20 protein-coding genes are annotated in these 23,290 nt (G+C 72.3%); 3 read left to right on the top strand and 17 right to left on the bottom strand.

The genetic code is table 11. The features are described 5' to 3' along the window. Window positions 1–166 precede the first annotated feature (166 nt). The 5 genes from ftsY to STRVI_RS08265 all read right to left on the bottom strand — a co-directional run bounded on the left by ftsY (window position 167) and on the right by STRVI_RS08265 (window position 5,577). A complete protein-coding gene (gene ftsY, locus STRVI_RS08285; protein WP_043235588.1) occupies window positions 167–1,387 on the bottom strand; it encodes a signal recognition particle-docking protein FtsY in 1,221 nt (406 codons plus the stop codon). 35 nt (window positions 1,388–1,422) lie between these two features. Then, complete coding sequence (locus STRVI_RS08280; RefSeq protein ID WP_014055179.1) at window positions 1,423–2,073, bottom strand: response regulator; 651 nt, start codon at window positions 2,071–2,073, stop codon at window positions 1,423–1,425. 526 nt (window positions 2,074–2,599) lie between these two features. Further along, entirely contained in the window at window positions 2,600–4,732 is a 2,133-nt protein-coding gene (locus STRVI_RS55510; protein WP_106685638.1) for a sensor histidine kinase, read from the bottom strand. A 1-nt stretch (window position 4,733) separates the two neighbouring features. Next, window positions 4,734–5,042, bottom strand: coding sequence for a hypothetical protein (locus STRVI_RS08270; RefSeq protein ID WP_014055177.1), 309 nt, complete (start codon window positions 5,040–5,042; stop codon window positions 4,734–4,736). A 136-nt stretch (window positions 5,043–5,178) separates the two neighbouring features. Then, window positions 5,179–5,577: a hypothetical protein gene (locus tag STRVI_RS08265; protein WP_014055176.1), complete on the bottom strand. Its 399-nt coding sequence runs from the start codon at window positions 5,575–5,577 to the stop codon at window positions 5,179–5,181. A gap of 203 nt (window positions 5,578–5,780) precedes the next feature. Between STRVI_RS08265 and STRVI_RS08260 the strand changes: the two genes are divergently transcribed. Continuing rightward, on the top strand, window positions 5,781–6,767 hold the full coding sequence (locus STRVI_RS08260) for an LLM class flavin-dependent oxidoreductase (protein WP_014055175.1): 987 nt from the start codon (window positions 5,781–5,783) through the stop codon (window positions 6,765–6,767). 42 nt (window positions 6,768–6,809) lie between these two features. Here the strand turns inward: STRVI_RS08260 and STRVI_RS08255 are convergent, their stop codons facing one another. From STRVI_RS08255 to STRVI_RS08240, 4 genes are all read right to left on the bottom strand, one after another. Further along, window positions 6,810–8,228, bottom strand: a complete 1,419-nt coding sequence (locus tag STRVI_RS08255; protein WP_014055174.1) for a sugar porter family MFS transporter — start codon at window positions 8,226–8,228, stop codon at window positions 6,810–6,812. Between the two features lie 216 nt (window positions 8,229–8,444). After that, window positions 8,445–12,962, bottom strand: a complete 4,518-nt coding sequence (locus STRVI_RS08250; RefSeq protein WP_014055173.1) for an AAA family ATPase — start codon at window positions 12,960–12,962, stop codon at window positions 8,445–8,447. 251 nt (window positions 12,963–13,213) lie between these two features. Then, entirely contained in the window at window positions 13,214–13,423 is a 210-nt protein-coding gene (locus STRVI_RS08245) for a hypothetical protein (RefSeq protein WP_014055172.1), read from the bottom strand. 372 nt (window positions 13,424–13,795) lie between these two features. Next, window positions 13,796–14,077, bottom strand: coding sequence for an acylphosphatase (locus tag STRVI_RS08240; protein ID WP_014055171.1), 282 nt, complete (start codon window positions 14,075–14,077; stop codon window positions 13,796–13,798). A gap of 191 nt (window positions 14,078–14,268) precedes the next feature. Here STRVI_RS08240 and STRVI_RS08235 point away from each other — a divergent pair, with 191 nt between their 5' ends. Continuing rightward, window positions 14,269–15,186, top strand: coding sequence for a CAP domain-containing protein (locus STRVI_RS08235; protein WP_014055170.1), 918 nt, complete (start codon window positions 14,269–14,271; stop codon window positions 15,184–15,186). A gap of 146 nt (window positions 15,187–15,332) precedes the next feature. After that, on the top strand, window positions 15,333–15,806 hold the full coding sequence (locus STRVI_RS08230) for a winged helix-turn-helix transcriptional regulator (RefSeq protein ID WP_014055169.1): 474 nt from the start codon (window positions 15,333–15,335) through the stop codon (window positions 15,804–15,806). Here the strand turns inward: STRVI_RS08230 and mutM are convergent. From mutM to recG, 8 genes are all read right to left on the bottom strand, one after another. Then, window positions 15,722–16,654, bottom strand: coding sequence for a bifunctional DNA-formamidopyrimidine glycosylase/DNA-(apurinic or apyrimidinic site) lyase (gene mutM, locus STRVI_RS08225; RefSeq protein WP_014055168.1), 933 nt, complete (start codon window positions 16,652–16,654; stop codon window positions 15,722–15,724). The genes STRVI_RS08230 and mutM overlap by 85 nt on opposite strands. 121 nt (window positions 16,655–16,775) lie before the next feature. Then, window positions 16,776–17,612, bottom strand: a complete 837-nt coding sequence (gene rnc, locus STRVI_RS08220; RefSeq protein WP_014055167.1) for a ribonuclease III — start codon at window positions 17,610–17,612, stop codon at window positions 16,776–16,778. Window positions 17,613–17,631: 19 nt separating this feature from the next. Further along, on the bottom strand, window positions 17,632–17,805 hold the full coding sequence (rpmF, locus tag STRVI_RS08215) for a 50S ribosomal protein L32 (RefSeq protein ID WP_009714764.1): 174 nt from the start codon (window positions 17,803–17,805) through the stop codon (window positions 17,632–17,634). Window positions 17,806–17,807: 2 nt separating this feature from the next. Then, window positions 17,808–18,431, bottom strand: coding sequence for a YceD family protein (locus STRVI_RS08210; protein WP_078505175.1), 624 nt, complete (start codon window positions 18,429–18,431; stop codon window positions 17,808–17,810). A gap of 168 nt (window positions 18,432–18,599) precedes the next feature. Continuing rightward, the gene (locus STRVI_RS08205; protein WP_014055165.1) at window positions 18,600–19,739 is read right to left on the bottom strand and encodes a hypothetical protein; all 1,140 of its coding nucleotides are present in this window, start codon (window positions 19,737–19,739) and stop codon (window positions 18,600–18,602) included. A gap of 107 nt (window positions 19,740–19,846) precedes the next feature. Then, window positions 19,847–20,356, bottom strand: a complete 510-nt coding sequence (gene coaD, locus STRVI_RS08200) for a pantetheine-phosphate adenylyltransferase (RefSeq protein WP_014055164.1) — start codon at window positions 20,354–20,356, stop codon at window positions 19,847–19,849. Then, the gene (gene rsmD, locus STRVI_RS08195) at window positions 20,353–20,940 is read right to left on the bottom strand and encodes a 16S rRNA (guanine(966)-N(2))-methyltransferase RsmD (protein WP_014055163.1); all 588 of its coding nucleotides are present in this window, start codon (window positions 20,938–20,940) and stop codon (window positions 20,353–20,355) included. The genes coaD and rsmD overlap by 4 nt, the downstream gene beginning before the upstream one ends. A gap of 186 nt (window positions 20,941–21,126) precedes the next feature. Next, complete coding sequence (recG, locus tag STRVI_RS08190) at window positions 21,127–23,286, bottom strand: ATP-dependent DNA helicase RecG (RefSeq protein ID WP_050993907.1); 2,160 nt, start codon at window positions 23,284–23,286, stop codon at window positions 21,127–21,129. Window positions 23,287–23,290: the final 4 nt, after the last annotated feature.

Raw genomic sequence — 23,290 nt, 5'->3', positions numbered from 1 at the left:
GCGCTGTGCCCGTACCCGGGCGCTGTGCCCGTACCCGGGCGCTGTGCCCGTACCCGGGCGCTGTGCCCGTACCCGGGCGCTGTGAAAGCCGTACACGAACGCCGGACGGGCCGGGAGTCAACCCCGGCCCGTCCGGCGCGCTACGGGTGATCCCCCCACCACGGCCTCAGCCGCCGATCAGCGCGTCGACGAACGCCTCCGGCTCGAACGGCGCGAGATCATCCGCGCCCTCGCCCAGCCCCACCAACTTGACCGGGACCTTCAGCTCACGCTGGACCGCGACGACGATGCCGCCCTTGGCGGTGCCGTCCAGCTTGGTCAGCACGATGCCGGTGATGTCCACGACCTCCGCGAACACCCGCGCCTGCACCAGGCCGTTCTGCCCGGTCGTGGCGTCGAGGACGAGCAGCACCTCGTCCACCGCGCCGTGCTTCTCCACGACCCGCTTGACCTTGCCCAGCTCGTCCATCAGACCGGTCTTGGTGTGCAGCCGCCCAGCGGTATCGATCAGGACGACGTCCGCGCTCTCCGCGATGCCCTCCTTCACCGCGTCGAAGGCGACCGACGCCGGGTCGCCGGCCTCCGGCCCCCGGACCGTACGGGCTCCGACCCGCTCGCCCCAGGTCTGCAGCTGATCGGCGGCGGCGGCGCGGAAGGTGTCGGCCGCGCCGAGCACCACGGACTTGCCGTCCGCGACGAGCACCCGGGCCAGCTTGCCGGTCGTGGTGGTCTTACCGGTGCCATTGACGCCGACGACCATGACGACGCCCGGCTTCTCCTCACCGTTCGCACCCACACCGCTCTCGGTGTGCACCGAACGGTCGGCCTCGGTCCCGATGAGGCGCAGCAGCTCCTCACGCAGCAGACCGCGCAGCTCGTCGGGGCTACGGGTGCCGAGCACCTTGACGCGCTCCCGCAGCCGCTCGACCAGCTCCTCGGTCGGCGCCACACCGACGTCGGCGGTCAGCAGCGTGTCCTCGATCTCCTCCCAGGTGTCGTCGTCGAGATGCTCCCGGGACAGCAGCGTCAGCAGCCCCTTGCCCAAAGTGGTCTGGGAGCGGGACAGCCGGGCGCGCAGCCGGACCAGCCGGCCGGCGGTCGGCTCCGGGACCTCGATCGGCGGGACCTCGGGCGGGGCGGCTGCGGGTGCCTCCGCGGCCGGGGCCTCGGTCCCCGGAAGGTCCACCTCCTCGATGGTTCTGCGTGGTTCCTCACGCGGGGTTTCGGCCTCCTCGCCGACGTGCGGTTCGGCGGGCGGCGCGGTGACGGTGGGGCTGCTGGGCGGGGGCGGGGGCAGCCGCTTCTTCTTGCGGCCGCTGATCACGAGCCCGCTGATCGCGGCGACCGCGACCACAGCGATGACTACGGCAAGGATGAGGTATTCCATAACGCCCCCCAGTATCAGCCACGAGGGGGAGCGAGTCATTCGCCTCCCAGCCCTGCCTGCCGGGCGCGCACGATCGCCTGGGCGCGGTCGCGCACTTGGAGCTTGGCGAAGATCGAGCCGACGTGATTGCGCACCGTCTTGTCGGTGACCACCAGCCGCTGGGCGATCTGACGGTAGCCGAGACCCGCCGCGAGCAGGTCCAGCACCTCCCGCTCCCGGGCCGTCAGGGTCGGGAACGCCTCCTTGGCGGACGCCGAACCCGAGGCGCCGACCAGCGCGCCGAGCCGCTCCGCCATCCGCGGGCTGAAGACCGCGCCGCCCCGCGCCACGGTGTGCAGCGCCCGCAGGATCTCGTCCCGGCCCGCGCCCTTGAGCAGATAGCCGCGGGCCCCCGCGCGCACGGCGGCCAACAGACTGTCGTCGTCCTCGGACATCGTCATGACCAGCACCCGGATCTCGGGGTGATCACACAAGATCCGCCGCGTCGCCTCCAGACCGGACCGGCCCGGCAGCCCGAGATCCATCACCACCAGATCCGGACCGGTGCGTACGGCCTCGGCTATCGCCCCGTCCGCGCAGGCCGCCTGACCGACCACGGCGAAGGCGTCATCGAGATTCACGGCGGCGGCCAGACCCTCACGGAAGAGGGGATGATCGTCCACCAGCAGTACCCGCCACTGCGGCACGCTGCCTCCTTCTTGTTTTGAGGCTCGGTTCGCCTCCGGGGCGCAAAAGTCGCCCCCAGCTACCGCTGGGAGGTACCCCCTGTCGACGGTCGACGTGCTCGGTCGCCCACGCGGCGGAGCCGCATATCGATCGGAGCCCTCGCTCCCTGTGCGCGTCTCCCTTTCGACAGCGACGCGCCCCTTCGGTTCACTCGCCGGAAGACCCAAGCGCCCGATGCGCTAGGGCACCCTTCGGCTCGCCTTGGTTGCTGCTGGGAGGTGCCCCGGCCGGTCAGGCCAAGCATCCGGAAGCTCTACGGCGCCCTTCTGCTCAGCCAATCGCCCCGGGATGGCGGGGCCCGGCCGGAAGGCCCCAGCGCCCGGACGCCCTACCGCACCCTGCGGCTCGCCTCGGTTGCCACTGGCAGGCGCCCCGGCCGGTCAGGCCAAGCACCCGGAGGCTCTACGCTCCCCTTCCGCTCAACCAATCGCCCCAAGACGGCGGGCTCAGCCGGAAGTCCCCAGCACCCGGAGGCTCCATGCCGCCCTAAGGCGCCCGGCTCATCGGTCTACTTGTCTTGAGCAGCGCCCGGCACGCCTCGTGCCCCGTGGGCTTCCGGTGCTCCTCGGGGTTCCCGTGTTCGCCCGGTCCGGCGAGCGGCAGCACCGCGTGCACCACCGTGCCGGTCGCCGATCCGGTCACCGAGCAGGAGCCGCCGATCTCCTCGGCCCGTTCGGTGACCGACGCGAGGCCGACACCGGGCACCGCGGTCTCGCGCAGTCCGCTGCCGTCGTCGGTGACCTTGACCTCCAGGGTGTCCGGGCCCGCGGTCAGCTCGACGCTCACTTGGCGCGCCCTGGCGTGTCGTACGGCGTTGGTCAGCGACTCCGCCGCGATCCGGTACGCCGCCGTCTCGACGCCGGGCGACAGCGGAGGCAGGGCGGCGGGGTGGCTGGCCACGCCGACCCGTAGCCCGGCGACGCCCAGCCGGTGTGCAAGGTCCCGGACCGCACCGGTCAGTCCGCGCTCGGCCAGCGCGGCAGGCGCCAGGCCCGCGGTGATCCGCCGCACCTCGACCAGCGCCTCGGCGAGCGTCTCGGCGGCCTCGCACAGTTGCGGGGTGGCGGGGTGGCCGGGCGGACAGGAGGTCTGCGCGATGTCCAGGCGCAGCCTTACGGCGGCCAGTTGGGGGCCGAGTCCGTCGTGGATCTCCCGGCGCAGCCGGCGGCGCTCCTCTTCGCGGGCGAGCACCAGCCGTTCCCGGGCGGCCTGGGCCTCCTCGGCCAGGCGCAGCGCGGCGAGCGCGGGGGCGGCCTGGTCGGCGAGGAGGGAGAGCAGCCCGCTGTCGCGTTCCGCCGGGGTGCCGGAGCCGTCGCGGGAGACCTCCAGGCGGCCGACGGTGCGGCCGTGGTGGCGCAGCACGAACGTCTGGACCGGGCCGGTCAGCGGGGCCCCCTCGGAGGCCAGCCGCCGGGGCCCGGCGCGGGTGTCGACGCTGACGGCGGCGCCCGAGACGCCGAGGTCCTCCACGGCGCTGCGGCAGATCTGCTGGGGCACTTCGCCGGGGTGCGGGGCCTGCTGCAGCCTTACGGCGAGCGCGCTCACGGCTTCATGCGGGCGGGCCCGGGGCCCGTAGAAGGCGCGCTCGACGCAGAGGGTGAGCCAGCGGGCGCTGGGCCGCAGCCCCCAGCCCAGCACCAGGGCGCACCCGGCGGTGACAGTGGTGGCCCCGCTCCGTACGGAGGGGAGTCCGGCCTGGACGGCGACGACCGCGCAGACCACCACGGCCGCCAGTGAGGTGAGCACGAAGGCGCGGGCGAGGCGGTGGCTGGTGGAGCGGTCCAGCCGCCATATGCCGGTGCGGGCGACGCCGAGGCAGATCGCGGCGGCCCATACGGCGCTGCCGACAGTGCGGGCCACGATGGTGGGTACGCCCTCGCCCCACTGGGACAGGAGGAGCGAGACACAGGCGGGATAGGCGGCGGCCAGCAGCGCCCAGTCGCGCCGCTCGGCGCCGCGCGAGAGGGCGGCGCGGCAGCACAGGGCGGCGGTCACGGCCGCCGCGACGCTGCGCAGCACCCAGGGTTCGGCCTCGGCGTAGGTGTCGAGGTGGTCGAAGGCCCACTGGCCGCCCGCGGTGGCGAACGCCGGGTTCAGCACGGAGCCCACCCGGGGCTCGCTGATCAGCCACAGCCCCGAGTACCCCAGCCAGTAGCCGGACGCGCCCAGGCTGATCACCCACCACTGCCACCGCCGGCGCCCGCCCCGGGGGAACAGCCACAGCGGCAGCAGCAGCACGGTCAGCGGGCGGCAGGCCATCTTGGCGGCGGCGAGCAGCAGGGACAGTACGGCGCCGGTGGTGCCCAGGTCGGCCAGGCCCAGCAGACCGGCCGCGGCCGAGGGCAGCAGCCACAGGCCGCCGGCCACCAGCAGGGCGCCGCCGTAGCGCCGGGCCTCGCGCTCGGCCAGCAGCAGCACTCCGACGCCCAGCACCGGGACGCCCACGGCGACCCGGGTCAGCACGGTGGCGCCCCTGGGATGGGGACAGGCGAGCGCGAGCCACTGGTCGTTGACCCTCAGCATCCCGGCCACCCATCCGGCCAGGACCACCACGATCAGTGCCGATACCCCGCCCGCGGCGCGCACGGCGCGGTCCTTCGGCAGTGCGGCATGTCGCATCTCAGCCGGCGGCCGGCCCGGCGGTCAGGGCGCGCGCCGCGCCGGAGCCGCCTCTGGCCCACAGCGTGACGTAGTTGTCGTTGCGGCCGGGGCGGCACTTGTACTCGTCCCACTTGTGCCGCTCGATGCCCGCCTTGCCCGCGCGCTTGCAGGCCGCGGTGGTGTCGTAGTGCCCCGCCTCCCGCCAGGCGGTGTCCTCGGACGTGGCGGCCGGGGAGGAGGCGGTGGCGGGTGAGGCGGCCGCGGTCCACACGACGGCCCCGGCGCTCAGGCCGAGTGCGATCGCCGTGCGGATTCGGGTAGGGCGCATGGTCGTTCTCCTTGGTCTCGCCCGTGCCCTACCCGCCACCGCGGCCGTGAAGTGCGCGGATGCCGCGCCCCACCCGAACCGGTGACCCCCTAGCACCCCCGTTCCGTATCCCGTCGGCGGCGCCGGGGCCGGATGCTCACCAGACGAGCACCAGTACGGCGACGGCGATCGTCTCGGCCTCTTCGTAAGGCAGTCCGAAGCGCATCAGGACGAGCATGATGGGCTGCGCCGCCCAGACCTCCAGCGTGTCCAGGAAGTTGGCGAGCCGGTGTGCGTACCGGCGCACCATCGCGGTTTCGCGGGCGCTCAGCCGGCTGAGCAGCTTGGCCAGCAGCGCGCCCCCGTGGTGCAGGGCGGTCACCAGCAGCCGCTGCCGGATGAGCCGCGCGGCCTCGGGGTCCGGGGCGGCGCCGGAGAAGAGCGCGGCCTTGGCGGATTCCAGGTCCCCGGGGTCGCCCGCGGTCAGCCGGACCCGGTTGATGAGGTCGTCGATGTCGGCCGCGGTGATGAGTGATTCCCCCGTGCTGATTGTCACGCACCCCTCCTCAGTTGGCGTTGTGGGCTGCGGCCCATGGGGCGGGCCGACCCTTACGATCGGCCGCCCCGCGTCCCAGGCACATGAGTCATCCGTCCCGGCCGTGCCCGGGCGGTGGGCCGAACGGCCCATGCGGGTGGCGATTTGACGGTCCGTCAGTTACGGTCCGGCTGCCACAGCCGCGACGAAGGAGGACATCCGCCATGCCGGTCACGGTCGTACGCCTCAACCTCGTCGATCCCGACGCGACCCCGCGCAGCCTGTCCGAGCGGTACCGCGCCGCCCTGGAGATGGCGGCCTTCGCCGATGAGCGGGGCATCTCCACCCTCCAGACCGAGGAGCACCACGGCTCCTCCGACAACTGGCTGCCCGCCCCGCTGCCCTTCGCGGGCACGCTGCTGGGCGCCACCCGCCGGATCACCGTCACCCTCTCGGCGCTGATCGCGCCGCTGTACGACCCGCTGCGGCTCGCCGAGGACCTCGCCGTGCTGGATCTGGCCAGTGGCGGGCGGCTGATCACGGTGGCGGGGATCGGCTACCGGCCGGAGGAGTACGCGGCCCAGGACAAGGACTGGAAGCGGCGCGGGGCGCTGCAGGACGAGGCGCTGGAGACGCTGCTCGCGGCCTGGACGGGCGAGCCCTTCGACCACCGGGGCCGCACCGTCCGGATCACCCCGCGCCCGTACACCCGGCCCCATCCACCGCTGCTGGTCGGCGGCAGTTCGCAGGCGGCGGCGCGCCGCGCGGCCCGTCTCGGCCTGCCGTTCTTCCCGAGCGCCCATCTGCCGGAACTGGAGGCGTACTACCACGCGCGGCGGGCGGAGTACGGCACCGAGGGCTGGTGCCTGATGCCCCCGGCGGCCACCCCGCTGCTGCATCTGTCCGAGGACCCGGACCGGGCCTGGGCGCGGTACGGCACCCATCTGCTGTACGAGGCGCGCAGGTATGCCTCCTGGCAGCAGGGCACGGTGCGCTCGGCGGTGCGCTCACGGGCCGAGGACGTGGAGGCGCTGCGCCGCGAGGGCGTCTACCGCATCGTCACCCCCGAGGAGTGCGTCGCGTACGCGGCGGAGGGCGGCGAGCCGGCGAGCCTGGTCCTCCATCCGCTGTGCGGGGGGATGCCGGTCGAGGAGGGCTGGCGGTCCCTGCGGCTGTTCGCGGAACGAGTGCTGCCCCGCCTCAAGGACTGAGGCGGGGCAGTTCTCCTGTGCGAGGAGTGGGCGGCGGGGGGGTTAGCCCATCTCCTCCAACGCCTTGCCCTTGGTCTCCGGCACCCACTTGAGGATGAAGGGGATCGAGAGCAGGGCGAAGGCTGTGTACATGACGTACGTGGCCGACAGGTTCCACTCCGACAGGCTCGGGAAGCTGGCGGTGATGGCCCAGTTGGCGATCCACTGGGCGGAGGCGGCGACACCGAGGGCCGCGGCGCGGATCTTGTTCGGGAACATCTCGCCGAGCAGGACCCAGACCACCACGCCCCACGAGAGGGCGAAGAAGAGCACGAAGGCGTGGGCCGCGATCAGCGCGAGGACGCCCTGGGCGTGCGGCAGCTTGCCGTCCACCAGGTGGGCCGAGAAGGCCCAGGCCACCAGACCGAGGGAGACGGCCATGCCCACGGAGCCGATGAGCGCGAGCGGCCTGCGGCCGACCCGGTCGACGAAGATCATCGCGATCACGGTGCCGAGGATGTTGATGATCGACGTGGTGAAGGAGTAGAAGAACGAGCTGCTCGGGTCGACGCCGACGGACTGCCACAGCGTCGAGGAGTAGTAGAACGCCACGTTGATGCCGACGAGCTGCTGGAAGACCGAGAGCCCGATGCCGATCCAGACGATGGGCAGCAGACCGAACCGGCCGCCGAGGAGGTCCTTGAAGGTGGACTTCTCCTCACTGCGCATGGCCCGGTCGATCTCGGCGACCCGCACATCGAGGTCCACGGTCTTGCCCTCGACCTCTTCGAGGACCTGCTTGGCCTGCTCGGTCCGGCCGGCGGAGATCAGGAAGCGGGGCGACTCGGGGATGGCGAAGGACAGCAGCCCGTAGAGGACGGCGGGGATGACCATGACGCCGAGCATCCACTGCCAGGCCTCCAGGCCGGCGACCTTTCCGCGCTGGTCGCCGTCGGCGAAGTTGAGGATGCCCCAGTTGACGAGCTGGGAGATGGCGATGCCGACGACGATCGCGGCCTGCTGGAACGAGGCGAGCCGGCCACGGTAGGCGGGCGGGGCGACCTCGGCGATGTAGGCCGGGCCGATCACCGAGGCCATGCCGATGCCGATACCGCCGAGCACCCGCCACATCGCCAGGTCCCACAGCGAGAAGGGCAGCGCCGAGCCGACCGCGCTGATCGTGAAGAGGGCGGCGGCGATCTGCATGACGCGGATCCGGCCGATCCGGTCGGCTATCCGGCCCGCGGTGGCGGCCCCGATGGCCGAGCCGATCAGGGCGATGGCCACGACCTGGGCGAGGGCCGCGGAGCCGATGTCGTACTTGCCCCGGATGGCTTCGACCGCTCCGTTGATCACCGAGCTGTCGTAGCCGAAGAGAAAGCCACCCATCGCGGCGGCGGCGGTGATGAAGATGACATGGCCGAGGTGATCCGGCTGGGCCTTGCGGCCCTCGGCTCCCTCTGCCTGCACGGTGGTGGACAACGTGAACTCCTGACGCCCGTCCGGCAACGCTGCCGGACGTGGGGGGACGGCTGGCCCTTCCAGCGGAGGCTGCTGAAGCGTCGACCACCACTTGAAGGTAAAAGCAACGTTGCAGAGACTATTCCTTCAAGTTTCGAAGTCAATAGAGTGTGACGAAGAAATCGTTGCAGCATGCCGACACGCAGGGGCATGTCTTGACTTCAAGTATTGAATCGGTCACCGCAAGCGCTGGCTGATGACCTTTGAGACGCCGTCACCCTGCATGGAGACGCCGTACAGCGCGTCGGCGACCTCCATCGTCCGCTTCTGATGAGTGATCACGATGAGCTGGGAAGCCTCCTGCAGCTCCTGCATGATCCGGATCAGCCGCTGCAGATTGGTGTCGTCGAGCGCCGCCTCGACCTCATCCATCACATAGAACGGGCTCGGCCGCGCCTTGAAGATCGACACCAGCAGGGCCACGGCGGTCAGCGAGCGCTCACCGCCCGACAGCAGCGACAGCCGCTTGACCTTCTTGCCCGGCGGCCGGGCCTCCACGTCCACCCCCGTGGTCAGCATGTTCTCGGGGTCGGTCAGCACCAGCCGCCCCTCCCCGCCCGGGAACAGCCGTGAGAAGACGCCCTCGAACTGACGCGCCGTGTCCAGGTACGCCTCCGTGAAGACCTGCTCGACCCGCTCGTCGACCTCCTTGACCACCTGCAGGAGATCGGCCCGGGTCTTCTTGAGGTCCTCCAGCTGCTCGCTCAGGAACTGATGCCGCTCCTCCAGCGCCGCGAACTCCTCCAGCGCCAGCGGATTGACCTTGCCGAGCTGCTGGTACGCGCGCTCCGCGGCCTTCAGCCGCTTCTCCTGCTGCGCCCTCACGTATCGCACCGGCTGGTTGCGCGGATGCTCGGGATCTTCCGGGAGCACCTCGCCCTCGGCGGGCGGGGAGGGCGGGACGAGCTGGTCGGGGCCGTATTCGGCGATCAGCCCGGCCGGTTCGACGCCCAGCTCCTCCAGTGCCTTGCTCTCCAACTGCTCGATCCGCATCCGCTTCTCCGCACCCAGCACCTCGCCCCGGTGCACCGAGTCGGTCAGCTTGTCCAACTCGCCCTTGAGGTCGCGCCCCCGGCCGCGGGCGGTGTCCAGCTCCCGCTCGCGCTCGGCCTTGGCGCGCTCCGCGGCGTCCCGCTCCTGCCCGGCCCGTACCAGCGACACCTCGACATGGGCGAGCAACTGGCGGGCGCCGGAGGCCACGGCGGAAGCCACCTGGGCCTCATGGCGCAGCCGGGCGCGCAACTGCTCGGCGCGGGCCCGGGCCTCGCGCTCGGCGCGCGCGCCCCGGTCGAGCGCGTCGGCCCGCCCCGCGAGCCCCTTGACGCGCTCCTCATGCGTACGGACCTGGAGCCGCGCCTCCATCTCAGTCTGCCGGGCATTGGCGCCGTCGGCCGCGAGCCGGTCCCGTACGGAGGTGTCGGGCTCCTCCGCATCCCCATCACCCGCGGCGGCTTCCTCCGCCACCGCCAGCCGCTCGGCCAGCTCCTCCGCCTCCTCGGTCGCCCGCTCCAGCGCCTCCTCGGCCCTGGCGACGGCCGAGGCCGACCGCTCGGCCTCCCCGGCGGCCCCGCGCGCCTGCCCGGCCAACCGGCCCAGCGACTGCGCGACCCGCGACTTCTCCCGGTCCGCCGCGCTCCGGCGGCCCGCCAGCTCCTCGACGAACGCCAGGCACTCGGCCCGCCGCTCCTTTGCCGCGCGCTGGGCCCCGGCCAGCTCCTCGCACCGTACTGCGAGCCGCTCGAGCTCCGCCGCCGCCTCGTCGACGGACGCCTGCACCTCCAGCAGCGAGGGTGCCCCGGCCGACCCGCCCTGCGCGAAGTGCGCCCCGAGCAGATCGCCCTCGGTGGTCACGGCCGTCAACTCCGGCCGCCGCGTGAGCAGTTCCTCGGCCTCCTCCAGGCTCCCGACCACCACCATGCCGTCGAGCAACCGCCTTACGGCGGGCAGCAGCGCCGCGGGCCCGGCCACCAAATCCGCCGCCCACGGGGATTCTTCGGCCGTCGCGGCCTTACCGGGCTCATCACGGGTGACGGCCCCCTCGGGTACGGCACCCGGCACGGTCGCCTCTGCCCCGGCAGGATGCGGCACCCGCGCGGAAACGGCCGATCTGGACGACCCATCGACGGCGGCGACGGTGGCACCCGGGTGCGAAGCGGCGGGGGCGCCGTCAGACGCCGTGTGGGGATCGCGGCCCTCGTCCCCGGACGCCTCCGGCCGCGTACCCGGGACGACGGGCCGGTCGGCGCCGGGCCCTGAGGACGCGCTCGCGGCACCCGTGTCACCCCGGCCGGCGGAATCGGCGACGGCCTGCGGCGTGCCCGGGCCGCCGGGCACCGACGTGGCGCCCCAGGAGTCCGCCCCACCCGGCCGAGAGCCGTCATCGGAGCCGGAGGACCCGGCTACCGGACCATCCGGGGACCGCGTGCCCGGTACGGCGGCGGCCCCGCCACCCGTGTGGGCGGCCCCACCCGCCCAGGCGTCCGGCGGGGGCGCGGCAGCCGCGGAACCCGCCCCGGCCGTGGGCGCTTCGGCATCCCCGCCCAACGCTCCACCCGCTTCCGAACCACCGCCGGGCTCCGGCCCGAAGGCGGGAACAGGGGAACTGGGCGCCGCCGGGGCAGCATCCTCGGCCGCCGGGGCGGCGGCCGATCGCGGCGGGGTCACCTGGCCCGGCTCGCCGGGCACCGCCCCCTCGGCGCGCGTCCCCGGCACGAGGGCGCCGCCGCCCGGCGCGGGCTCACCGGAGGGGGCACGCGGGGCGGGCTCACCGGAGGCAGCGCCCGGCGCCGATTCACCGGAGGCGGCACGCGGCACGGGCTCACCGAAGGCGGCGTGCAGTACGGGCTCACCGGAGGCGGCGCCCGGCGCCGGTTCACCGGAGGGGGCACGCGGCACGGGCTCACCGGAGGCCGCGCGCGGGGCTCCGGGACCGCCCGGCTCCGAGGCGGCGGCCGGGGGCTCCGCGTGGTCGGGGGCGCCCGTGGTCAGGAGGAGGGCGGCGCGGCCGGCGTCGTCGGTGCGCAGGAGGCGGATCGCCTCGGCCGCCGCGCGGGGGCCCGTGACGGCGATCGCGTCGGCGGCGGCGCCCAGGGCCGCGGCGACGGGGACCTCGAAGCCCGGGGTGACGGTGAGGAGTTCGGCGGCGGGGCCCAGGAGTCCGCCGAGGCGGTCGGCGGCGGCCAGCAGGGCGCCCGTGCCGTCCTTACGGCGCAGGCCGAGGGCGAGCGCGTCATGGCGGGCGGAGGTCGCGGCGCGCTCCCGCTCGGCGGCCGTCGCGGCTTCGCGCGCCGCGCTCAGCGCGGTCTCCGCCTCGGCCATCTCGCGCTTGGCGGCCTCGTGGCGCTCCGCCAGTTCCGCGTCGTCCGCGTCGAGTCCGTCGACCTCCGCCTTGTGCTGCTCGTACTCCTCCTGCGCGGCGACCGCCCGGGTCTGGGCCTCGTCGCGGGACGCGGCCAGCCGCTCGATCTCGGCGCGCGCCGAACCGGCCCGGCTACGGGCCGCGTTCACCTGGCCCTGGAGCCGGGCGAGCCCTTCGCGGCGGTCGGCGATGGCGCGCGCCACGTCCTTCAGGCGGCGCTCCTCCTCGGCCAGGCTGCGTTCGAGCTCGGCCCGGTGCGCCACGGTGTCCTCCAGCGCCCGGCTCGCCGCCTCCAGGGCGGCCTCCAGCTCGGCCTCCTGCTCCCGGATCCGGGCCGCCTCGCGCTCCATGTCCTCCGGGTCGCGGCCGCGCCGCTCCTCCGCGGGGGCGGAGGTGGCGCTCTTGACCCGGGCGTCCGCCAGGCTGATCGTGCCGCGCACCCGCTCGGCGAGCTGCGAGAGCTCGTACCAGGTCTGCTGGGCGTCCCGGAGCCGGGGCGCGAGCTGCCGCACCTGCTCCTCCAGCGCCGCCTCGCGCCGCTGTGCGGTCCGCAGCTCGGCCTCGGCGGCCTCCTTACGGCGCTTGAGCTCGGCCTCGTCGGCGATCTCGGCGCGCAGCGCCTCGCGCAGGGTCACCAGGTCGTCGGCGAGCAGGCGCAGCCGGGCGTCGCGCAGATCGGCCTGGATGACGGCGGCCCGCCGGGCCACCGCGGCCTGCCGGCCGAGCGGCTTGAGCTGGCGGCGCAGCTCGTCGGTGAGGTCCTGGACGCGTGCGAGGTTGGCCTGCATGGCGTCCAGCTTCCGCAGCGCCTTCTCCTTGCGCTTGCGGTGCTTGAGGACGCCCGCGGCCTCCTCGATGAAGGCGCGGCGGCCGGTCGGGTCGGCGTGCAGTACCCCGTCGAGCTGGCCCTGCCCGACGATGACGTGCATCTCACGGCCGATGCCGGAGTCGGAGAGCAGCTCCTGGATGTCCAGCAGCCGGCAGGTGTCCCCATTGAGCTGGTACTCGCTGCCGCCGTTGCGGAACATGATCCGCGTGATGGTGACTTCGGCGTAGTCGATGGGCAGCGCGCCATCCGCGTTGTCGATGGTGAGCGAGACCTCGGCGCGGCCGAGCGGGGGACGGCCGGTGGTCCCGGCGAAGATGACGTCCTCCATCTTCCCGCCGCGCAGGGACTTGGCACCCTGTTCGCCCATGACCCAGGAAAGGGCGTCCACGACATTGGACTTGCCCGAGCCGTTGGGGCCGACGACGCAGGTGATACCCGGCTCGAACCGGAGCGTCGTGGCGGAGGCGAAGGATTTGAACCCTCGCAGGGTCAGGCTCTTGAGATGCACGCCTTTGGACTCTACCCGCCACCCCTCTTCCGGCCCCGTCCCGTGATGGTGGTGCCGCGCTCCCGTCCCGGCTTTTTCTCGGTTTCAGCAATGATCGGTTTCACCGCTGGGAGAGAGGGGCACATCAGTCGGTAAGGGTGGCTCGGAGACCACTTGGGGATATGACTGGGGATACGACGAAGGGACGCCGAGGCGTCCCTTGAAGATTCTCAAGCGGCTGACGATGCAGCCCGACCGGCCCTTGGGCTGGGTCAGGCGAGCGCAGGCTCCGCCTGGGATACGTCGATGCTTTCGAGCAGCGAGTCGCCGTGGTAGTGAGCGGCGGCGGACAGTGCGTCGTTCTCGGCCTGAATCCGGACGAGCTCGGATTCGAGATCCTGGACGCGCTGCTGAAGCCGTCGCATCTCGGCGAGGACTCGGGGGTCGGAACCGCCGACGTAACCGAGAAGCGCCTTTGCCATGATGGATGGTCCTCCACACTGAGTGACCGACCGAAGCGGTCTGGGTCGTGAGAGATTTGCACCCGCGTTGCCTGCCGAATTACTACCGTGCTGCGCGGCAAACAGTTAAGGTGCGCGGGGCTTCCAGCGTCTCACCAATTGGTTTGAGGGTCAACACGATCACATGCCGACGGGGCCGCAGGGGTCGAGAGCACACGGGCGGCGGACTGTGCCCACCCCTCTCCAGAGGACCCATGGCGGTCGGGGATCTTCCGTGACACCGCAGCCTTCCACGGCGCGGCGCCATTGGCAACCATCAGCCGATTTCTACTCACCGTGCGCAGGGAAGGCATGGTCAGCGGGGTACCGCGGAGGGATCCTCCGGTGAGTTGATCAACGGATTTCGAAGGTGCCGTAACCACCGCGCGGTGTGTCCCAGATCTCGGTGATTCCCTCGACTTTCCCGGGCGTGTCGCCATCCTGCAGCCATTCGAGTAGCTGTTCGCATTCCGCACGCGGGCCCTCCGCGACCACCTGCACCCGCCCGTCGGCGAGGTTGGAGGCAAAGCCGACGAGGCCCCCGATGCGCAGTGCGTTGGCCCGGGTGTACCAGCGGAAGCCGACGCCTTGGACATGGCCGCGGACCCACACGGTGAGGCGGACTCTCTCGTTCATACGCGCACGCTAACCCCACGCGCGAGCAGGCGCTAAACCATCCAATTAGCCACTGTGCACGCGCGTTGGGGCCCGAATGGCGTACAGTCCCGGCTCAACGAGACTCACCCACACGAGTGATACATGGCTCGCGCACACGAGTGACACATTTCGAGCGACTTTTGACGCCGAGAACACAAGGAAGGCAGGAGATGGGCCGCCATCGACGATCTGCCCCCGGAGCCGTGGCGCACGACGCCATCGCAGGCCGCCACCGGGGACCGCACCGGAGCCCCCTCGCTCCGGTCCGGACCGGACTGTTGGGCGTGTCCGCCGCCGTCGCGGTTGGCGCGGTGGCGATGGCCTCCGGACTCGTTCCGGGAGACGGCTACAAACTGGGCGGGGGCAATGACTCCGCCGGACAGGTCCAGGCGGGCGGTCCCACGGACTCGGGGCTGGAGACACAGGGCTCGCAGTCCGCGGCCCCCACCGACCGCAGCTCGATACCGCCCAGCCGCGGCGACGATCGCCCTCACGCACCCTCCACAACTCCCTCAAAGACCCCCTCCAAGCCCTCCAGCACCCCTTCCACCACACCGCCGGAGCAGCCGGGGCCCTCCGCGCCCTCCGGGAACGGTGGAGACGGCGGAAACGGCAAGGGCGGCTCGAAGGGCGGCGGGCACGGGAAGCCGTCCCGTACGCCCACGACGGAGCCGACCGCACCCGCGCCCCCGGCGGAGTCGGCCGGTCCCGAGACCGCCTCGGAGACCGAGGTCCTCACTCTCGTCAACGAAGAGCGCGAGAAGGCCGGCTGCGCCCCCGTGACGGCCGACCCCAAACTCGCCCAGTTGGCCGAGGACTTCAGCGCGGACATGTCCCTGCGCCAGTTCTTCGACCACATCAGCCCGGACGGCGACAGCCCCTGGGACCGCGCCGAGAGCGCGGGCATCCTGGACCTGGGCGGGGAGAACATCGCCCGCGGCCAGTCGGACGCGCAGGCCGTGATGGACTCCTGGATGAACAGCTCCGGCCACCGCGCCAACATCCTCAACTGCTCGTTCAAGCGACTGGGCGTCGGCACGCACCTCGGCACCGGCGGCCCCTGGTGGACCCAGGACTTCGGCTACTGAGCCGCTGAGCGGGCAGCAGCCGCAGGTCACCCGCCAAGCCCGGGGCGTACGCACGCGCCCCGGGCTTCGCATACGCCCGTAGCTGCATACTCACCATCCGAAAGCGCAGCCCGGGAGTCAGCGCTGAGTGCGCGTATGGTGTGTGCATGGACTGTGAACGCACTGGCGCGGCGTCCTCCACGGCGGACGCGGAGAACCTGGCCTTCGACGTGTTCGCCCGCGCCTGCCCCTCGCGCGGCACGCTGGAGCATGTCACCGGAAAATGGGGCGCCCTCATCCTGGGCGCGCTCCACGAGGGCACCTTCCGCTTCAACGAGCTGCGGCGGCGGGTCGACGGGGTCAGCGAGAAGATGCTGTCCCAGACGCTGCACGCGCTGGAGCGCGACGGTCTGGTGCACCGCGAGGCCCAGCCGACCAACCCGCCCCGCGTGGACTACCGGCTGACCCCGCTGGGCAGCGGTGTCGCCGAGCGGCTGCTGGCACTGATCAATCTGGTCGAGGACCGGATGCCCGAGGTGCTGACGGCGCGGGAGCGCTACGACACGGCGCGCGCCGAGAGCGGCGAGGCGGCCAGGCGGGATGCCGGCCGGGCCACGATGGCCGGGCGCGGCGGGCGCTGACAGCGCGGGCAGAAGTAGCTGGAGCGGTTCATCCAGGGGCGGCGGCGCATCGCGGTGCCGCAGCGGCGGCACGGCTCGTTCTCCCGGCCGTACGCGTCCAGCGAGCGCTCGAAGTAGCCGGACTCGCCGTTCACATTGACGTAGAGGCTGTCGAAGCTGGTGCCGCCGACGGCCAGCGCCGCGGTCATCACCTCGCGCACATGGCCGAGGAGTTCGGCGGCGCGCGGGCGGGCGAGGGTCGCGGTCGGCCGGTCGTAGTGCAGCCGGGCGCGCCACAGCGCCTCGTCGGCGTAGATGTTGCCGACCCCGCTGATCAGCGACTGGTCCAGCAGGGCGCGCTTGATGGTGGTGCGGCGGCGGCGCAGCGCGGTGTGGAAGGCCGCCTCGTCGAAGGCGGGGTCCAGCGGGTCGCGGGCGATGTGCGCGATGGCGTCCGGCAGCCCCTCCAGGTCGCCGGGGACGGTGTCGTGCAGCGAGAGCCCGCCGAAGGTGCGCTGGTCGACGAAGCGCAGCTCGGTGCCCGCGGCATCGGCGAAGCGGACCCGGATGCGCAGATGCTTCTCGTCGGGGGCCTCGGCCGGCTGGACCAGGAGCTGCCCGCTCATCCCGAGATGGGCCAGAACCGCCTCGGCGGCGGCGTCATCGTCGAACGGCAGCCACAGGTACTTGCCGCGGCGGCGGACGATCCCGGTGCGGCGGCCCCTGAGCCGGGCCGCGAAGTCCTCCGGGCCGCCGAGGTGGCGACGGACCGCGCGCGGATGCAGCACCTGGACCTCGGCGACCGTACGGCCGCTGACCCAGCGCTCCAGTCCGCGGCGGACCACCTCGACCTCGGGCAGCTCGGGCAACGGGGGCCTCCTTGGCCTTGAGCCCTCACCGCCCCCGGGCGGAACGGCCGGGCGGGCCGTCCGCCGCGGGGGCGGTGAGAGGTGTTACGGACGTGACGGACAGTACGGCGGGGAAGGGCGATCAGCGTGCCGAGGAGGCCGTGTCGGCGGCGGCACCGCCGTCCGCCGCCGTGATGGCGGTTCCGGCGTCGGCCGCCTTGGCCTTCGCCTGAGCCTCGTCGGCAGCCGCGCGAATCGCGCGCCAAGCGGCCTCGGCCGCCTGCTGCTCGGCTTCCTTCTTGCTGCGGCCGGTGCCGGTGCCGTACGCGACACCACCGACGCGGGCAGCAGCCGTGAAGGTCTTCTCGTGGTCGGGACCGGTCTCGGAGACCAGGTACTCGGGGACCCCGAGCCCCTCGGTGGCGGTCAGCTCCTGGAGGCTGGTCTTCCAGTCCAGGCCGGCGCCGAGGTTCGAGGACTTCTCGATCAGCGGGTCGAAGAGCCGGTGCACCAGCTCAGCGGCAGCGTCGAGCCCCTGGTCGAGATAGACCGCGCCGATCACCGCTTCAAGGGTGTCGGCGAGGATGGAAGCCTTGTCTCTGCCCCCGGTGCCCTCTTCGCCCCGGCCGAGCCGGATGAAGGCGCCGAGGTCCAGACCGCGGCCCACTTCAGCGAGCGCGCGCGAGTTCACCACCGCGGCCCGCAGCTTGGCCAGCTGGCCCTCGGGCAGGTCGGGGTGGATGCGGTACAGCGTGTCGGTGACCACCAGGCCGAGCACGGAATCCCCGAGGAATTCCAGCCGCTCGTTGGTGGGCAGCCCGCCGTTCTCGTACGCGAAGGAGCGGTGGGTCAGCGCACGCACCAGAAGGGCGGACTCGAGCTGGTACCCGAGCCGCCCTTCCAGGATCGTGTGAGACGAGGCCGTGTCCGCCTGGGACGCTTCACCGCGCTTACGCGGGGGCGTAGTGGCGTCTGACATAGAGCCTGTCACCCGCCGATCAGACCTCGAGGACCTGGCGGCGGTTGTAGGTGCCGCAGCTCGGGCACGCGATGTGCTGCTGCTTCGGCTCGTGGCAGCGCTCGCACGCCACCAGGGTGGGGACCGCAGCCTTCCACTGCGACCGGCGGTGGCGCGTGTTGCTGCGCGACATCTTCCGCTTCGGAACAGCCACGGCTACTTCTCCTGTGGGTCATCCCCGCGCTCGCGGGGTGCGTTGTCCTTCTCGCCGTCCCTGATGGTCTCGGCGAGTCCCTGCAGTGCCGCCCAACGGATGTCGGCGGCATCGTGGTGGTGGTCGGGGTCGTCCGTGAGGCGGGCGCCGCATTCGGCACACAGCCCCGGGCAGTCCTCCCGGCACACCGGCTGCAGCGGCAGTGCGAGCACCACCGCGTCACGCAGCACGGGCTCGAGGTCGAACAAGTCGGCCTCGAGGAAGAGCCTGTCCTCCTCCTCGGCGTCGTCGCCGGTATCCGCGTCGCGGCTCCGGTCGTCGGCGTCGGGGTAGGAGTACATCTCCTGGAAATCCGCTTCGAACTCTCGCTCCAGCGGCTCCAGACACCTTACGCACTCCCCCGTCAGCGGTGCACGGGCGGTGCCTGTGACAAGCACCCCTTCCATGACCGACTCCAGGCGGAGGTCCAGCTCGACGGTCGCGCCTTCCGGCACCCCGATGACCTCGATACCGAGGTCCTTCGGCGCCGCCACGGAACGGGAGATCCTTTTCAGCGCACCAGGACGACGGCTCAGCTCGCGCGTGTCGAACACGAGAGGGGCACGGTGGTCGAGGCGGGCGTTCAGGGCTTCCTGCTTTCTACGCTGCGGCGGGCCACCCGATCATTCACTACGAAACGGGCAGCCGGGATCGCGGACGTACACGCGACCGAAGAGCCAGGATACTGGACAGGCCGCCATAGACCCAATCCGCCCGGTGGGGGCGGAATTCTCGCGGCCTGGGGAGGACGGGACCTAGCGGCCCTGCTCGTACTGGCGGAGCTGATCGAGGTCGATCATGCTCGTGTCGAACAGGCTGGTCTCGTCGAGCGCGGCGCCCGACTGCTGCTGATGATGGTGCTGCGGCGGCTGCTGGGGCTGCTGGGGCACGTAGCCCGCGTTCGGGTCGTAGCCCTGGGCCTGGGCCTGCTGCTGCCAGGCATAGGCGTCCTGCTGATAGCCGCCCTGCATGGCGTACGGGTCCTGCTGCTGCGGTACGTACGCCTGCTGCTCCTGCTGCGATACGTACGCCTGCTGCTCCTGCTGCGGTACGTACGCCTGCTGCTGATAGCCGTACGCGTCCTGCTGCTGATAGCCCGCCGTGGCGGCGTAGTACGCGGCGTCGGCGGCCGCCTGATCGGGCTGCGCCACGGGCTGCGCGACGGCCGCCTGGGACTGGGCGAGGTCCGCCAGAAAGTCGTCGTCGGTGGTCCGCAGGGCCATGCCGGCCTCGTCCTGGGCCGCCATATGGGCGCCGAGCTCATCGGCGGGCCGCGCCCCGAGCAGCTTCTGGCGGCCCCGGCCGACCGCCTCCAGGGTCTTGGAGAGGACCGCCGAGACGGCCCCCAGCTTGGTGTCCACGTATTCGTCGGCGCGCTGCCGCAGGGTCGCCGGGTCGGCGCTGCGCTCCGGGCCCTCGTCGGGCTGTTCGAAGCCGTCCTCGGCGCCGGGGACGCGGCCGAGCAGCTTCTCCCGGCCGCGGCCCACCGAGCCGATGGTCTTGGTGAGCACGACCTCGAAGTTGGCCAGCTTGCTGTCCACGTAGTCGTCGGCCTCGGCCCGGATCTCCTCGGCCTCCCGGCGGGCCTCGGTGAGGATCCGGTCGGCCTCCTCCTGGGACTTGCGCACCATCTCCGTGTCCGAGATCAACGAGGCGCCCTGGGCGTGCGCGGACTCGATGATCCGCCCGGCCTCCTGGCGGGCCTCCGCCACCATCTGGTCCCGGCCGCCGATCAGCTCCTGGGCGTGGGCCAGGGAGTCCGGGAGTGCCGCACGCACCTCTTCGAGCATGGCGAGCAGCTCGGCACGGTTGATCACGCACGAGGCCGACATGGGCATGGACCGGGCGCCGCCGACGGTATCGACGATCTCGTCGAGCTTCTTCTGCACGTCCACTGTGGGTGCTCGCAGACTGTCTGGATGCGGATGGGAACGGAGAACGAACGGCACGACTGTACGGCGAGCGGACCGCTCCCGGACAGCCGCTGACGTCCCGTCAGCCGCTACTTCCGGCCGAGCCGCTCGGAGAGCGATTCCAGCACCACCGGGGGCACCAGGTGGGAGACGTCGCCGCCCCAGGCCGCGACCTCCTTGACCAGGCTGGAGGAGAGGAAGCTGTAGGTGGGGTTGGTGGGCACGAACAGCGTCTCCACGCCGGAGAGGCCGTTGTTCATCTGGGCCATCTGCAGCTCGTAGTCGAAGTCGCTGACGGCTCGCAGCCCCTTGACGATCGCGGGGATGTCCCGCTGCTTGCAGAAGTCGACCAGAAGTCCATGGAACGCCTCTACCTTGACGTTCCCGTACTCCTCGGTGGTCTGGCGGAGGAAATCGATCCGCTCGTCCACCGTGTACAGGCCCTGCTTCGACTTGTTGATCATCACGGCGACGTACACGACGTCATAGAGCTTGGAGGCACGGCCGATGATGTCGAGGTGTCCATTGGTGACGGGGTCGAACGACCCCGGACAGACTGCGCGGCGCAACGGAAGTTCCTCGCTCTCGGGTCCGGTCATGACGCGTTCTCGCACGTCGAGGCGGCGCGACCGTACCAAAGCGTGCCCTCGCCGTACCGACGGGCCCGAAGCCCCTCGAATCCGGCAGGCCACACGAACTCCCCACCTCGTGTGCTGCGCTCAACGGTGACCAGCGCGTCGGCCACTAGCCAGCCATTCCCCAGGAGTGTGAGGAGGATCTCCCGGAGTTCGGCGTCGGTGACGGCGTAGGGCGGGTCCAGGAAAACGACGTCGTACGGGCCGGTGACGGGGGCCTGTCCGGTGATGGTCTGTTCGGCCCTGCCGGTGCGCAGCTCCGCGCCGGGCAGACCGAGCGCCCGGACGTTCTGACGGATCGTGCGGGCCGCCCGCGGGTCGGACTCGACCAGCAGCACATGGCCGGCGCCGCGGGACAGCGCCTCCAGGCCGACCGCGCCGGAGCCGCCGTACAGGTCGAGGACGCGGGCTCCGTCCAGCGAGCCGAGCAGCGACTCCCAGGTGGAGAACAGGCCCTCGCGCGCCCGGTCCGAAGTGGGTCGGGTGCCGTTTCCCGGCGGCACGGCCAGGCGGCGTCCGCCGGCCGCTCCGGCGATCACGCGGGTCATGGGTGTTGGCAGTCCTTCGCGGTGGTCGGGGCTGCGGCGCACCGCGCCCGTCCGGGCGGGGCCGCCGCACCTCCACGATATGGCGTACGGCGGCGGGCGGTGGCCGCGCGCTCCGATCGCGGGGCCCCGGCCCCGCCCTCGGCGCCCGTCCCGGCCCTCGTCTCAGCCCCTGTCCCGGCCCTTGTCTCAACCCTTGTCGAGGTACTCCTCGCGCTCCTTGTCCAGCAGGGCGTCCAGCGCGGTGCGCAGCTCCGGGTATCCGGTCAGCTCCGGGTCGTCGGCGACGATCGCGGCCGCCTCCTCCCGGGCCGCCGCGATGACCTCCTCGTCGTCGATGACGGCGAGCACCCGCAGCGAGGAGCGGACCCCGGACTGGGCCTGGCCGAGCACATCGCCCTCCCGGCGCTGCTCCAGGTCGATCCGGGACAGCTCGAAGCCGTCGAGCGTGGCCGCGACCGCGCCCAGCCGCGCCCGGGGGGGGCTGCCCTCGGGCATGTCGCTCACCAGCAGACACAGCCCGGCGGCCGAGCCACGGCCGACGCGGCCACGCAACTGATGTAGCTGGGAGACGCCGAACCGGTCGGCGTCCATGATCACCATGGCGGTGGCGTTGGGGACGTTCACACCGACCTCGATGACGGTCGTGGCGACCAGGACGTCCACCTCGCCCGCGGCGAAGCGGCGCATCACGTCGTCCTTGGCCTCGGGCTGCATCCGCCCGTGCAGCACCTCCACCCGCAGACCACTCAGCGGCCCCTTGGTGAGCTGCTCGGCGACCTCCACGACGGCCAGGGGCGGGCGCTTCTCGGCCTCGTCCTCGGGGGACGGGCTCGCGGCGCCCTTGGGCGTCTCCCCCTCATCGCCGATGTCGTCCCCGATCCGCGGGCACACCACATACCCCTGGTGCCCGGCGGCCACCTCCTCGCGCACCCGCTCCCAGGCGCGGGTCAGGAAGTGCGGCTTGTCCTTGGCCGGCACCACATGGGAGGCGATCGGGGAGCGGCCCGAGGGCAACTGGTCCAGGACGGAGGTCTCCAGGTCGCCGAAGACGGTCATGGCGACGGTGCGCGGGATCGGGGTGGCCGTCATCACCAGCAGATGCGGGGGCTGCTTGCCCTTGGAGCGCAGGGCGTCGCGCTGCTCGACCCCGAAGCGGTGCTGCTCGTCGACGACCACCAGCCCCAGGTCGTTGAACTGGACCTTGTCCTCGATCAGGGCATGGGTGCCGATCACGATCCCGGCCTCGCCGGTGACCAGGTCCAGCAGCGCCTGACGGCGGGCCGCGGCGCCCATGGAACCGGTGAGCAGCACCACTTTGGTGCCCTGCTCCGCGCCGCCGAGCATCCCTCCCTCGGCCAGCTCCCCCATCATCTCGGTGATCGAGCGGTGGTGCTGCTGGGCGAGCACTTCGGTGGGCGCGAGCATCGCCGCCTGTCCCCCGGCATCGACGACGCCGAGCATCGCGCGCAGCGCGACCATGGTCTTGCCCGAGCCGACCTCGCCCTGGAGCAGCCGGTGCATGGGGTGGTCGGTGGCGAGGTCGGCGAAGATCTCCTCGCTGACCCGGCGCTGGCCATCGGTGAGGGTGAAGGGCAGCCGGGCGTCGAAGGCGGTCAGCAGCCCGTCCGGGACGGGCTTGCGGGGCGCCGCGGGCAGTTGGGCGTCGGCCCGCCGCCGCCGGGCGAGCGCCACCTGCAGGACGAACGCCTCGTCCCACTTCAGGCGCTCCCGGGCCATCGCGATATCGGTCTTGGTGGCCGGCCGGTGGATCTTGCGCAGCGCCTCGGGGAGCGTGGCCAGCCCCCGGCCCTCGCGGAGGCTGTCGGGCAGCGGGTCGACGAGCCCGGCCAGCGCGGTCTCCTCGTGGCCGGCCGGGCCCAGCACGGTGTCGATGGCCTGCTGGATCTGCCAGGACTCCATCTGCTTGCACGCCGGGTAGAGCGGCAGCAACTGATGGGCGAACGCCTCCACGGCCTCCGCGCCGCTCTCCGCGCCCAGCGCCTTGAACTCCGGGTGGGCCAGCTGCCGCTTGCGGTTGAAGACCGAGACCTTCCCGGCGAACATCGCGCGGGTGCCGGGCTGCAGCTCCGTCCGCGGCTTGTGCACACCCTTGCCGAAGAAGACGAGCTGGAGACGGCCGCTGCCGTCGGTGATGGTGACCTCCAGCCGGCGGCCCCGGCCGCCGTTGAACGTGTGCACCCGGGCGTCGGCGACCTGCGCCACCACGGTCACATGCTCGTCCAGGGGCAGATCGGACAGCCGGGTCAGCTCACCGCGCTCCGCGTACCGCCGCGGGTAGTGGTGCAGCAGATCGCCGACGGTGTGCAGGTCGAGATGGTCGGCCATCACC

Source organism: Streptomyces violaceusniger Tu 4113, from assembly GCF_000147815.2.
GTDB classification, from domain to species: domain Bacteria; phylum Actinomycetota; class Actinomycetes; order Streptomycetales; family Streptomycetaceae; genus Streptomyces; species Streptomyces violaceusniger_A.
This window is presented reverse-complemented; position numbering and strand designations above follow the sequence as displayed.

What these genes read in the sequence shown, in the direction of transcription:
- STRVI_RS08245 (WP_014055172.1), bottom strand. Translation starts at nt 13,423, where the DNA reads ATGGCAAAGGCGCTTCTCGGTTACGTCGGCGGTTCCGACCCCCGAGTC.
- rnc (WP_014055167.1), bottom strand. Translation starts at nt 17,612, where the DNA reads ATGTCAGACGCCACTACGCCCCCGCGTAAGCGCGGTGAAGCGTCCCAG.
- STRVI_RS08235 (WP_014055170.1), top strand. Translation starts at nt 14,269, where the DNA reads ATGGGCCGCCATCGACGATCTGCCCCCGGAGCCGTGGCGCACGACGCC.
- rsmD (WP_014055163.1), bottom strand. Translation starts at nt 20,940, where the DNA reads ATGACCCGCGTGATCGCCGGAGCGGCCGGCGGACGCCGCCTGGCCGTG.
- STRVI_RS55510 (WP_106685638.1), bottom strand. Translation starts at nt 4,732, where the DNA reads ATGCGACATGCCGCACTGCCGAAGGACCGCGCCGTGCGCGCCGCGGGC.
- coaD (WP_014055164.1), bottom strand. Translation starts at nt 20,356, where the DNA reads ATGACCGGACCCGAGAGCGAGGAACTTCCGTTGCGCCGCGCAGTCTGT.
- STRVI_RS08230 (WP_014055169.1), top strand. Translation starts at nt 15,333, where the DNA reads ATGGACTGTGAACGCACTGGCGCGGCGTCCTCCACGGCGGACGCGGAG.
- STRVI_RS08270 (WP_014055177.1), bottom strand. Translation starts at nt 5,042, where the DNA reads ATGCGCCCTACCCGAATCCGCACGGCGATCGCACTCGGCCTGAGCGCC.
- STRVI_RS08240 (WP_014055171.1), bottom strand. Translation starts at nt 14,077, where the DNA reads ATGAACGAGAGAGTCCGCCTCACCGTGTGGGTCCGCGGCCATGTCCAA.
- ftsY (WP_043235588.1), bottom strand. Translation starts at nt 1,387, where the DNA reads ATGGAATACCTCATCCTTGCCGTAGTCATCGCTGTGGTCGCGGTCGCC.
- recG (WP_050993907.1), bottom strand. Translation starts at nt 23,286, where the DNA reads ATGGCCGACCATCTCGACCTGCACACCGTCGGCGATCTGCTGCACCAC.
- STRVI_RS08260 (WP_014055175.1), top strand. Translation starts at nt 5,781, where the DNA reads ATGCCGGTCACGGTCGTACGCCTCAACCTCGTCGATCCCGACGCGACC.